A 12,629-nucleotide genomic window follows, 5' to 3' on the forward strand; every position below is an offset into this window, starting at 1 on the left:
AAACCGATATAATCCATTGGGAGGACGATGAACATGAAACAAACTATGATCCGCGGGTTGCTTACCCTTTCTGTAGCAGGACTGGCCTTGACAGGATGCGGAACTTCGCCTGCAAAAGAACAGGGTAACGCCAGTCCCGCCGCTTCGGCGACAGCCGCCGCCTCCAAAGGGGAACCGGAACAATTGGTGATTTCCACCTGGGGGTTTTCCGACGATTTCTTCAAGAAAGAAGTATATGCGCCGTTTGAGAAAGAGCATAATGTTAAAATCGTGCTCGAAGTGGGCAACAACGCAGACCGTTTGAACAAAGTGAAGCAGGGCAGCTCGAGCGTCGACCTTATTTATTTGTCGGATTACTACGCGCAGCAGGGGATTGAAGCGGGATTGTTCGACAAAATCGACCGCAGCCGCATCCCGAATTTGAAAGACATTTACGACATCGCGAAAGCGCCGCTCGGTGAAGATTACGGTCCGGCATACACGATCGGCCGCCTGGGCATCGCCTATAATCCGAAAGCTGCGGGCAAGGAAATCAAGTCGTGGAGCGACCTGTGGAGCCCTGAGCTCTCCAAAAAGCTGACTATGCCGAACATTACGTCGACGACGGGCCCGATGGTGCTGGATGCGGCCTCGATCGTTGCCGGCAGCACTACGTTCAATGAGGACCAGGCGTTTGCCAAGGCGAAGGAATTGAACAAAGGGGTCGTCAAATATTACGGGCAAACTTCCGAGTTCGTCAACATGTTCGCGCAAGGAGAAATCGCCGCCGGCCCGATTATGGAAATGTATGTAAAAGATTTGAAAGCGGCCGTGCCGGAAACGAAATTCATTTCCCCGGAAGAAGGGGCCTACGCCGTTATGAATACGGTCAACGTTATCAAAGGAAGCAAGCATAAGCAGCTGGCGGAAGATTTTATCAACTGGCATTTGAGCAAGGAAGTTCAGGAAAAGTCGGCCAAGGCAAAAGTGGACTCGCCCGTTAACACGACGCTTCAGCTTTCGGCTAACGAGGCCGAAGGGATTACGTACGGTGCCGACGTTGTGAACAAGCTGCGCAAGCTGGATATGAAATTCGTCAACGAGCATTTGAAATCGTGGATTGACCGCTGGAATAAGGAAGTTGCCAAGTAAGTGAAAATGAGTCAAGGGTATATGAACGTATATACCCTTGCTTTTTCTTGTACAGGACGGAAAGGAGCGTACTTATGAAAAAGAAAGTGATCCTCGATGTGGATACGGGAGTGGACGATGCGCTCGCTATTTTGCTGGCGATTCGCAGCGGGGAGCTCGATGTGCTCGGCATCACGACGGTGAACGGCAACGTCTCGCTGGACCAGGCGACCGAGAATACGTGCAAAATCCTTCAGCTGGCCGGAATGGAACGGGAAATTCCGGTCGTTCGGGGGGCTAACAAGCCTTTGATGCGGAGTTCTTTTTTCGAGCACCGGGTTCACGGCAAGGACGGAATCGGCGGCGCGTTAGCCGATATGGAGGTTCTCATGCAGCCGGCGGCAGGGCATGCAACCGACTTTATCGCTGAACAAGTGAAGCGGTACGACGGCGAAGTCACTTTGGTCATGACGGCGCCGCTGACGAATTTGGCCATGACGGTCATGAAGTATCCTGAGCTTGTGCACCAGGTGAAGGAAGTGATCGTAATGGGAGGTGTCGTCCAAGGGTTCGGCAATGTAACCCCTACGGCGGAATACAACATGTACGTCGATCCCGAAGCGGCCAAGCTCGTTTTCCAGGCCGGTTTTCCGGATTTGACGCTCGTAGGACTGGATGTGACGCGCAAGGCGCTCATGACCGAAGAACATATCCGGGAGCTCGGGGATTCTCCTCTGGCCGAATATGTCAAGACGAGCACGGCTGACTATATGCAGCGCTACTATGAGCGCAACGGCGTTCGGGCATGCGCGCTTCACGATCCGCTGGCCGTCGGAGTCGCGCTGAACAAGCAATTGGTCACAACGCGCCATTACTACGTAGATGTGGAAACCAAAAGCGAGCTGTGCGACGGGCAGAGCGTGTGCGATTTCCAAAACCGCTTGTCCAAAGCGGCTAACGTTCATGTGAGCCTGGACGTGTCGGCGGACGAATTTCTCAAGCTATTTGTCGGCGCGCTGCGTGCCTAAGCGAACCGTGGAACAGGAGTAAGTTACATGAAAAAAACGTACTTGCCTTTCATGCTGCTGCCGGGACTGGCGTTCCTGGCGGTATTTATGGTAGTTCCGATCGTCCTGACGATCGGTTCGACCTTTTTCGATAACGGTACTTTTACGCTCGCCGGGTACTTGAACTTTTTCAAAGACCCTTATTTTCTGCAAATTGTGTGGACCACGCTGCGCGTCAGCCTCGTAACTACGCTTCTATGCGTGCTGCTGGGTTTTCCGGTCGCTTACTTCATTTCCAAGCAAAGTCCGCGGCATAAAGCGATTTTGCTTGCGCTGGCGATTTTTCCGCTGCTGACAAGCTCGGTGGTCAGGTCGTTCAGCTGGATGATTATTTTGGGCAAAAAAGGGCTGCTCAACAACGCCTTGCTGGCCATCGGCCTCATTAAAGAGCCGCTTGACATCCTGTATACGCCGACGGCGATGATGATCGGCCTCATCCATCTGTTTTTGCCGCTCATCATTATTACACTGGTCGGCGTTCTTGAGAATATAGATGCGGATCTGCTTAAAGCAGCGGAGAGCCTCGGAGCGGGCCGGCTTACGGCTTTCGTCAAAGTGATCGTGCCGCTCAGCGTACCCGGATTGATCATAGGCAGCATTCTAGTTTTTGTCGGAAGCTTGACGGCTTACACGACGCCGGCTTTGCTCGGAGGCAAGCAGCGGGTCATCTCCACATTTTTGTATCAAAATGCGATTACGCTTAACGACTGGCACCTCGCCTCCGTCATTGCCGTCATTATGATTGCGATCACCTTCGCGGTTATCGCGCTGATGAACAAGCTGGCCACTAAATTGAATCCGAAGGGGTAGAAATATGCGGGAGAAAAATCGGGGGCTGGCCTTGTTTACGCTTCTTGTGTATATATTTTTGCTCGGGCCGCTCGTCATTATCGCCTTTGCTTCATTTGAGCCGGGCAGCGTGTTGAAATTTCCGCCGCAAGGCTTCTCTTTAAAATGGTACCGGAACATCCTGGAGGTCAAAATGTTCATGACGACCTTCAACACCTCGATTATCGTCTCGCTGCTCGGGAATTTGCTCGCGCTGCTGCTCGGCATTCCTGCGGCATATGCGCTGAGCCGGTTCCAGTTCAAAGGAAAAGAGGCGCTGAACGCGATTTTCATTTCGCCGGTGCTTATTCCCGGTATCGTGCTTGGTTTTGCGATGCTCAAATACATTATCGTCATGTACCACCTGCCGATCTATGCGGCGCTGCTCGTCGGCCATACGGTGATCATGCTGCCGTTTATTATCCGCGTCGTTGCGTCGAGCTTGGCGAATTTCGATTTTGCGGTGGAGGAAGCGGCATTAAGCCTCGGCGCCGGCCAATTGAAAACATTTTTCAAAGTCGTTTTGCCGAATATCAAATCCGGTATTATCGCCGCCATTCTGATCGCATTTCTGGAATCGTTCAACAATGTCGACATTTCGGTCTTCATGACGGGGCCGGGCGTCAGTACGCTGCCGATTCAGATGCTGACGTATGTGGAGAACCATTTTGACCCTACGATTGCCGCGATTTCCGTGCTGCTGATGATGTTCACCGCGGTACTTATGTTCATTATTGAACGGTTGATGGGATTGTCCTACTTCACCAAACGATAACGGAGGCTTTTGTCCATGGCATTGCTATCACTGGAAAATATATCGGTCGCCTACGGCCAGCAATATATTCTGCAAAACTTCAACCTGAGCGTTGAAAAAGGCAGCCTTATTTCGCTGCTCGGTCCGAGCGGATGCGGGAAAACGACGACTTTGCGGCTTATTGCAGGGTTCATCGAGGCGAAGGCGGGCACTTTCTCGCTGGGCGGCAAAGATTACACGCGCGTCCCTGTAAACAAACGAAACTTCGGTTTCGTGTTTCAGAGCTATGCCTTGTTCCCGCATTTGTCCGTTTACGACAATGTCGCCTTCGGTCTCCGGCTGCGCAAAGTGAATCGGGCCGAGATCGAGCGGCGGGTACGGAACATACTGGACATCGTCAGCTTGTCCGGCTTCGAGCAGCGGTTTCCGAAAGAACTGTCAGGGGGCCAAAGACAGCGGGTAGCGATTGCCAGAGCGCTCGTCATCGAGCCCGAACTGCTGCTTTTCGACGAACCGCTGAGCAATCTGGACGCTAACCTGCGCGTCAACATGCGGGTGGAGATCCGCCGCATCCAGCAGGAGCTTGGCATTACGACCGTCTACGTATCGCACGATCAGGAAGAGTGCTTCTCGATCTCCGATCAGGTGGCGATTATGAATAAAGGAGTGATCGAGCAGTTGGGCGCTCCGGCCACGATTTTCAAATATCCGAAAACCGAATTTGTCGCCCGTTTTACCGGTTTTACGAATTTTATCGCTTTCGATGAAAGAACCGAAGCCGGAGATGCGATTGAGCTGAAAGCGAAGGGGATCGCGTTTTCCGTAACGAGGCACCCCGGCAAAGGGGAGCAGGCCGGCAAGCAGGGAGCCATTCGTCCGGACGATGTCATCATCGCAAGCACGAGCGAAATGGAGGAAGGGGCGAACCGGGTGACCGGCCGGGTCAAAGTAAGCACGTTTCTCGGCAGAAGCTACCAGTACGTCGTCGAGACGGCGCTGGGCGATTTTACCGTCAATAAAGAAATGGAGCTCCCTTATCCGGGCGGTCAGGAAGTGCGGCTTCTTTTTCCGGGCGAGAAGCTGGTTTTAGTTGAGTAGCGTACGTGGAGGGGAAGGCAGATGCGTGTAGATACATGGATTGATAATGTACGAATTTATAACGGTTATTTGAAAACGTTCATTCGGGGCAACGCGGCTATTTTGGACGGAAAGTTTCTATATATCGGGGAGCGGGGAGACGACGGCTTCGAAGCGGCGGAGCGCCTGGACGGGGGAGGACGTTTCCTGATTCCCGGCCTCATCGATATCCATTTGCATATTGAAAGCACGATGGTTACACCGGAGACGTTCTCTTACGGCCTGATCCGCAACGGCGTCACGACGATCGTTCCTGAGCCTCACGAGATGGCCAATGTGTTCGGGCTGAGCGGGGTAAAGGAAATGATCAAGGCCAGCGCGCACTGCGTGGCGGACATGTTCTATGCCATACCAAGCTCTGTGCCGGCGACTTCTCTGGAAACGACCGGGGGCACGATAGAGATCGAAGATATCGACGAACTGCTGCGCACGGAACGAATCATTTGTTTGGGCGAGATTATGAACTACGTGGATGTGATTTCGGATCCCGACTGCAAGACGAATCGCATTTTAAACCATGTTCGCAGCCGCTACCCGCATCTCATTATTGAAGGGCATGTGCCGAAGCTGCTGGATCTGGACTTGCACCGGATGATTTACAGCGGAGTCGATTCCGATCATACGCACCAGACGATTGAAGGCATGGAAGCGCGGATCGCCGCCGGGATGTTTATCGAAATTCAGGAAAAATCGATGACGCCGGAAGTGATGGCGTATTTGACCGGCCGCGACGTATCCGAGCATTTTTGCTTCGTGACCGATGACGTGATGGCCGATTCTTTTGCGCGCCGCGGACATCTGAATCACATCGTCCGCAAAGCGATCGGCATGGGAATGAAGCCGGAGCATGCGATTTATGCCGCTACGTTTTCTCCGGCCAAACGCATGAGAATGCATGACCGCGGCGTCATCGCCCCCGGGAAAATCGCCGATTTTCAGCTGCTGACCGATCTGGAGCAGTTGACGATCGACCAGGTTTTCAAGGGCGGCCGTAAAGTTTACGACCGGCGCGAGGCGTACGTTCCTGCCGCAAGTACAAAAGCTTTTCCGGCGCATTACTACCAAAGCGTACAGATGGAGGAGCTGACGGAAGCGGATTTCGCGGTAAGCGTGGGCGCTGACGATAACCGGTATGTGGCCCGCGCGATGACGGTCAAGGACGGATCGACGTTCACCGAGGAGCGTCAGATCGAGGTCGAAGTCCGCGAAGGAAAGCTTCGCTGGGAGGAGAGCGGTTGCGCGCTTATCGCGACGTTCGAGCGCTACGGCAAAAACGGCAACCGCGCGTACGGCCTCATCGGCGGCGATACGATCCGGCGCGGAGCCGTGGCGACGACGTACTCTCACGACAACCACAACCTGCTCGTTGTCGGGCATAATCCGCTCGACATGATGATAGCGGCCAACGAGGTGATCCGCAATCAAGGAGGCTTTAGCGTTGTCGAGGACGGAAAAGTGATCGCCGGACTTCGCCTGCCTGTCGGCGGCATTTTAACGGAAGACCCGCTGGAGCAGGTCGCCGAGGAAGTGGAGCGGCTGCGCAAAGCGATGGAATCGCTGGGCTACCGGCATTATAATCCGATTATGTCCATCAGCACACTATCCTTACCTGTAAGCCCGGCGCTGAAAATAACGGACTTCGGTTTAATCGACGTCAATAAAGGGAGCGTCGTTCCTTTATTAATCCGCAGCTAAGTGGCGTGGGGACACGGCCGGGCGGCTGGGGCTGCTCGCCGCTCCCGGCTTCTGAGCGGCGAGCCCGTGTGCGGCGTCGGCGCAGCGAGAAATATCGCGCCGTCGCAATCGTCTCCGGCAGCGCCGCCAAAGACGCGCAGCAGCCGTTCGTGATGCGGCGGTTGGGGCACGCCGAAAAGGCTGCGAAAGCCCTCGAAAGCCCTCGAAAGCCCGCGGCCAAGTAGAATTGCCTGCTCCAGTGTGGCGAGTTTTTCGCCAAGAGCAGGCATATTCCCGGCAGGCGGTCAGTTCAGAGGAAAAGCCTGCGAAAGTGCAGGCTTTTTCGGTGAAAGTGGCCCGTTCTGGGAAAAAGCCTGCAAAAGTGCAGGCTTTTACCGGTTTTGACGGGCAAAGCGCTTGTATGAGCAGAAATTGCTGCAGATTTGCAGGAATTTCTCGAAGTTGGTGCATCTAGGCGGTAAAAAGATGCACAATTGCAGGTTTTTTCCGCGCGCAATGCCAATTAGAATTGCCTGCTCTCACGTGGCGAGTTTTTCGCCAAGAGCAGGCATATTCCCGGCAGGCGGTCAGCTCCGAGGAAAGCCTGCGAAAGTGCAGGCTTTTCCGGTGAAAGTGGCCCGTTCTAGGTAAAAGTCTGCAAAAGTGCAGGCTTTTACAGATTTTGACGGGCTGAGCGCTTGTATGAGCAGAAATTGCTGCAGATTTGCAGGAATTTCTCGAGAGCAGCGCATCTAATCGATAAAAAGATGCACAATTGCAGGTTTTCTCCGCGCACAGTACCAAGTAGAAGTGACTGCTCCGACGCCCGGGTCGCCCTCCCTGCGAGGGCGACCTTTTTTCCGTTATTGCAGCTGCACCCATTTAACGGATTTATTTTCCGGGGAAACGAACACGATCGCATCGTTGCCCGCAAAAAGTTCGGAAACCTGGTCGGTCACGGCCAAACTGAGTTCGCCTGATTTGTCAAACACTTTTAGCCCGTAATCTCCGCCTGCCGCCACCTTGCATATCAATTTGCCGTTCACGATTTGGACGCTATCCAAAGCTTCCTTCAACATAAGCGTATCGTCTTTGGCCGGGTCCGCCTTGTAAAGATGGCTTTGGCCGTTTTCATCTGCGGAGGTGTAGTACAGTTGGCCCTCGATTTCGTCAAACCAATTCTGATACTTCTTGTCGGACAGCTTTTGCTCGTTCGATCCGTCCATGTTAGATGAATATAAGTAACGATCCGCGTCTTTTATATAGTAAAGTTTGCCGTTGATGATTTTGAAGTTGTAAACCCCAAATGGGGTAACCGCCACCGTATCGTTGGTATTCAAATTGATTTTGTAAATTCGATTCAAGCTCTGGTTGTCGACGGGAAACGGCGAACCCATCACATACGCGTCGCTGCCGATGATTGTCGTGGAACGGTTGCCCCCAAAGCCTAGGCCGCCGCCATCGCCATACTCGATATGCTGTCCGTAAATGAGATTCGGATTGCCCACATTTTTACGGTTGCTGCCATCTTGCCCTGTCAGCACCAGACTCAGATTGTTGCCTGACGGCGGCACAGACTGGTCAATGATTAAAGTGCCGTTCGGCGTATTTTTAAAATCGAGGTATCCCCGCTGCACGACGGCGGCTTTTCCATCGTCGTTTACTTTGCAGTACACATCGGAGCCCATGATAGCTCCTCCGACATGGTACGTAAACCACAGTTCGCCGTAGGATACCCAAAATCTTATATACCTGCCAAGGCCGTAAACGGAACTTCTATCATATTCATACACCGGTTCTTTGGCCGACACGTTATTTACAGGCGCTCTGTAAATCCGGTTCATGTTGTCCGTCGCCTCGGAAAAATAATAGTACCCTTTAAACACGGCAACACCGGTTTCCCCAGCGTCGGCCGGAAGATTCGCTGTTGTAACCCGCGGGTTGCCGGAATTGACGGAAAGTCCTTCCGAGTCGCTCCATGCATAGTCCCAACCGAACTCATCATGGGCGAATTTCCATGTCAGCGGGAAATAGGTGACATCGTTAAAGCTCAAGAGCGGGTAAGGCTCTTCGGTATTATCGATTTTCTTTCCGCCAATGGAAATTTCGGATGCAGAAACGGTTGCTTTGTACGAATTCGAATTTTTATTACTTGTTGTGTACGGCATATACGACGAAGTGACGCCGCTTTTAAAAATGTTCAATCCTCCTTCCGGCGACCACTCCGTCTGCAGCCCCAAAAGCCTGCAATCGAACCATGTCATCGGGACGTAGGTGATATCTTTATAAACGAGCAGCGGATACTGTCTGTATCGATTGTCAACTTCATTTCCGTTTAGCTTCACCGTAAAGTCCGGCAGCGTAACCCTGACGCTTTGCCCGGCAGCCGAGCTTTTCGCGGGAGCCGCCATCAAGCCCCAACAAGCGGTAATGAACACCGCCCCTAACAAAACTTTACGCTTCATTCCAATTCCCCTCCCTTTCCTCACAAGCAATTCTTTTCCATAACCTTAGACGCGCAGTTTTGAAAAAGGTTACGAAGCCGGCGCTATCATGCGCGAAGCGGTACGGCAAAGTGCTTGGGTCACCGCCACCGCCCGCCATTTCAATTGAATTTTTCTATTTTTAAATTGAAATTTTCTATTGAAAAGCGCATTGACGATGGCAAAAAGCAGTGATAAGTTTATAACAAATCTAAAACCGATATAAAGCATAGGAATTATCGACTTTAGTATTGCAGCTCGATTTCTATTCGAAAACGGAAGGGGAATATGATCATGACAACGATAAAAGCATCTGCCGAAGACGTGCGCAGCGAAGACTCCGCGCAATTGATCCGGGAGCTTAGCGCTGAACTTGCGGCGCTGTATCAGCATTCCGACGGAGGCGCGGGCTTCAAGCCGGAGGACGTCGAAGCGCCCCGCGCAGCGTTCGTCGTCGCCCGCCTTGACGGCCATCCGGTCGGCTGCGGAGCGCTTCGCCCGCTGGACGAGACGACCGTCGAAGTCAAAAGAATGTACACGCGCGCCGATTACCGCCGCAAGGGCGTAGCGCAGGCGATTCTCGCCGAGATCGAGCGCCTTGCGGCCGCATTCGGCTACAGCAGCATCAAGCTGCAGACCGGTCCTTTGCAGCCTGAAGCGGCTGCGCTTTACGAACGGGTCGGCTACTACCGGGTCCCGATCTTTAGCGGGGACTGGGACCGCGTGCTGGCCTACCAAAAAGATATTGCGCCCGTACCCGAACGAACGAAATAAAGTTCCGGCCCACAACCAATAAACAGGTCCCGCGCACAGGGGAGCTGTTTTTTTGCCTAATCGGTTATAGTCGCTGAACGAATTGGCGGCCCAGTCCCATCATGTGGTACTATTTTCATACCTATGAACTGCTGCTGTGGAGGGGGCCTATTGATGCGGAATAGCGAAGGTACGGAAATCAAGATACGCCGGTTGGGGCATACGGAAGTAGAAAAGGTGCGGCTGCTAATGCTTGACGTGATTTCACGGCTTCCTTCCCAAGAGCTTTTTGCCATGGATGAAGAAGAGTACTTGCAAGAGCACGTTGAGGAAAAAGGTAAAATATACGGCGCCTACCTGGGTGGGAAGCTTGCGGCATATTCGGTTCTGGCGTTTCCCGGTATGAGTGAAAGCAATCTCGGAAGAGAATTCGGGGTGCCGGAGCGGGAATTGCCTCTCATTGGAGTTTTGGATTCGACGGTAGTCCATGAATCCGTTCGCGGTCTTGGTTTGCAGAGGCATTTTCATCAGCTGCGCGAACTTCGCGCCAGGGAGAGAGGCTGTCGATACCTGTATTCAACTGTTCATCCCGACAACCTCCCAAGTATGAACAATTTGGAAGCCGCGGGCTTTATCCTGCAATTTACCCGACCGATGTATGGGGGGAAAATCAGGCATTGCTACTCAAAACGACTATTTGGCTGATTAGCTGATAGTGGACGTTAGCCGGATGAGCCGCTCATCCGGCCAGGTTTGTATGGTGGACAAAGCGGATTAAGAAATGTATTGACACCGGTGAGGATGTGGATTATATTGAAAACAATCTTAATTCCGAGTTAATACATTGGAATAATCGAATTAAAATGTTTCATTATTGTTGGGGGCTGCCGCAATGAATATTGAGAATATCGAAGCATTCGTTTACGTCATTCACTATGGTAGTTTTATGAAGGCGGCGGAGCTGCTGTTTTTGTCGCAGCCGTCGGTGACAGCCCGCATTCAATCGCTGGAGCGCGAGCTGGATTGCAAGCTGTTTGACCGGATCGGGAAGCAGATTCACTTGACCGAGGAAGGGAAAAAGTTTTTGCCCTATGCGCAGCAGCTGCTGCAAACGTACCAGAAAGGCAAAATCCAGCTTAAGCAAAAAAAAGCGCTGCCGAACGAGCTGCGCATCGGCTGTACGGTGTCCGTATCCAATTACGTGATACCGAAAATGATCCCGAAGCTGAAGCTCAAATATCCGGATATGCATTTTCATTTGACGACCGGCGTGACGGATGAGATCGTCCATAAAGTTTTGAACAAGGAGCTGGATTTAGGTTTTGTGCGCGGTGTGACGCATCCCAACATTTTATCGGCAAAGCTCTATGAAGATCCGATTCGCCTATATGTCTATGAAGGGCATCCGTTTATAGGAAACAGGCAAGTATCGATAGAGGAGATTGCCAAGCATCCGCTCGTGTTTTTTGAATGCGGGTCGCTGGATTGGATGCGGATTCATCGCATTTTCGAAAGCTTGAATGTGCCCCCGAATATCGAAATCAAGACGGACAACTCGGAAACGGCGAAAAAGCTTGTGCTGCAAAAAGCCGGCATTTCGTTTTTGCCTGGGCTGTGCGTCAGCCGGGAAGTGGAGGACGGCAAGCTGTTTCCTATTGATTTTCCGGAAACTTCGAGCGTTTCCCTGCAAACCAATTTGATCGCTCTTAACGGCGGCAGCACGTTGTTTTTCAACAGCATTATAGAAATATGTAAAATGTTGCCGATCTAAGAAAGCCATTCATATTCGAATGTTTAATATGCATATAGAAAAACTCTATTATCCATTTTGCGGCGAAAATGATAAATTAGTTTCAAGCTTAATTCATATAAAACCTGTAGGAATTATGTGTTAAATAAAACAACTTTGAAGCGCATGGGGGAAACGAATATGAAAAAATGGACGGTTTGGGCGGCAACACTTACTTTGGCATTGACGGCGGCGGGCTGCGGTGCGAAAAGCGCGGACTCTACAGCGGACAAAGCGGCGGAAGGTACGAAGGCGCAGGCAGCGGCAGCCGGAACCGAATCGGCAAAGGTGAAAAAAATTATCGTAGGAACGGGCACCCAGTTCCCTAACGTAGCTTTTCTGGACAGCAGCGGCAAGCTGACCGGTTACGACATCGAGCTCGTCAGAGAGATCGACAAGCGTCTTCCCGATTATGAGTTCGAGTTCAAAACGATGGATTTCACCAACCTGCTTCTCAGCCTGGAAACGAACAAAATCGATTTCGTCGCTCACGAAATGGAGAAAAATCCGGAACGGGAGCAGAAATATTTGTTTAATAACGAACCGTACGCTTTCTGGAAAACGAAGGTGATCGTGTCCAAAGACAACACGGCGATTCAATCGATCGACGATCTGAAAGGCAAGAAGGCGCTGACGACCGCTACGAGCGCGGAAGCGACGCTGCTGGAAAAATACAACAAGACGAATAACAACGCCATCAATATCGTGTACCAAAGCGGAGCGGCTAACGATTCCGTCAGCCAGCTGACGTCGGGACGCGCAGACGGAATGCTGGGGGCGGACTTCCTGCTTCCGCTGATCGATCCGCAAAGCAAACTGAAAGCGGTAGGCCCCATTCTCGAAGAGGCCGAAGTGCGGTTTTTGTTCCGCAAAAACGATAAAGACGAGCAGGTTCTCGCCGACAAAATCGATGAGGCGCTGAAGGCGATCAAAGCCGACGGTACGCTTTCCAAGCTCAGCACGCAATGGCTCGGCGGCGATTTCACCAAAAAAGAAGATACCAAGTAGTGAGCATTTAATTCCGGATTTTAAGG

General features: G+C 52.1%; 11 protein-coding genes. 10 read left to right on the plus strand and 1 reads right to left on the minus strand.

Going from position 1 to position 12,629, the window contains the following annotated elements; genetic code table 11:
- Nucleotides 1-33 precede the first annotated feature (33 nt).
- The 6 genes from AC0LWT_RS33670 to AC0LWT_RS33695 all read left to right on the plus strand — a co-directional run bounded on the left by AC0LWT_RS33670 (nt 34) and on the right by AC0LWT_RS33695 (nt 6,591).
- Nucleotides 34-1,131 carry an ABC transporter substrate-binding protein gene (locus tag AC0LWT_RS33670; protein ID WP_474685820.1) on the plus strand — a complete coding sequence of 366 codons (1,098 nt, stop codon included), beginning with the start codon at nt 34-36 and terminating at the stop codon, nt 1,129-1,131.
- Nucleotides 1,132-1,205: 74 nt separating this feature from the next.
- Nucleotides 1,206-2,138, plus strand: coding sequence for a nucleoside hydrolase (locus AC0LWT_RS33675; protein WP_474685822.1), 933 nt, complete (start codon nt 1,206-1,208; stop codon nt 2,136-2,138).
- A 27-nt stretch (nt 2,139-2,165) separates the two neighbouring features.
- Nucleotides 2,166-2,987 carry an ABC transporter permease gene (locus AC0LWT_RS33680; RefSeq protein ID WP_474685825.1) on the plus strand — a complete coding sequence of 274 codons (822 nt, stop codon included), beginning with the start codon at nt 2,166-2,168 and terminating at the stop codon, nt 2,985-2,987.
- 4 nt (nt 2,988-2,991) lie between these two features.
- A complete protein-coding gene (locus AC0LWT_RS33685) occupies nt 2,992-3,780 on the plus strand; it encodes an ABC transporter permease (protein ID WP_474685827.1) in 789 nt (262 codons plus the stop codon).
- Nucleotides 3,781-3,795: 15 nt separating this feature from the next.
- The gene (locus tag AC0LWT_RS33690) at nt 3,796-4,857 is read left to right on the plus strand and encodes an ABC transporter ATP-binding protein (RefSeq protein ID WP_474685829.1); all 1,062 of its coding nucleotides are present in this window, start codon (nt 3,796-3,798) and stop codon (nt 4,855-4,857) included.
- A gap of 21 nt (nt 4,858-4,878) precedes the next feature.
- Entirely contained in the window at nt 4,879-6,591 is a 1,713-nt protein-coding gene (locus tag AC0LWT_RS33695) for an adenine deaminase (protein WP_474685831.1), read from the plus strand.
- An 842-nt stretch (nt 6,592-7,433) separates the two neighbouring features.
- Here the strand turns inward: AC0LWT_RS33695 and AC0LWT_RS33700 are convergent.
- Nucleotides 7,434-9,035 (minus strand): DUF5050 domain-containing protein, encoded by a 1,602-nt coding sequence (locus AC0LWT_RS33700; RefSeq protein WP_474685833.1) that lies wholly within the window; start codon nt 9,033-9,035, stop codon nt 7,434-7,436.
- Nucleotides 9,036-9,347: 312 nt separating this feature from the next.
- On the opposite strand from AC0LWT_RS33700, the gene AC0LWT_RS33705 reads away from it, so the two are divergent.
- The 4 genes from AC0LWT_RS33705 (at nt 9,348) to AC0LWT_RS33720 (ending at nt 12,603) form a co-directional block, all read left to right on the plus strand.
- Nucleotides 9,348-9,827: a GNAT family N-acetyltransferase gene (locus AC0LWT_RS33705; RefSeq protein ID WP_474685835.1), complete on the plus strand. Its 480-nt coding sequence runs from the start codon at nt 9,348-9,350 to the stop codon at nt 9,825-9,827.
- 228 nt (nt 9,828-10,055) lie between these two features.
- Entirely contained in the window at nt 10,056-10,511 is a 456-nt protein-coding gene (locus AC0LWT_RS33710) for a GNAT family N-acetyltransferase (RefSeq protein ID WP_474685837.1), read from the plus strand.
- A 187-nt stretch (nt 10,512-10,698) separates the two neighbouring features.
- Nucleotides 10,699-11,577, plus strand: coding sequence for a LysR family transcriptional regulator (locus AC0LWT_RS33715; RefSeq protein WP_474685839.1), 879 nt, complete (start codon nt 10,699-10,701; stop codon nt 11,575-11,577).
- Nucleotides 11,578-11,736: 159 nt separating this feature from the next.
- On the plus strand, nt 11,737-12,603 hold the full coding sequence (locus tag AC0LWT_RS33720) for a transporter substrate-binding domain-containing protein (RefSeq protein WP_474685841.1): 867 nt from the start codon (nt 11,737-11,739) through the stop codon (nt 12,601-12,603).
- The last annotated feature ends 26 nt before the right edge of the window (nt 12,604-12,629 follow it).

The organism is Paenibacillus sp. sgz302164 (genome assembly GCF_056120505.1).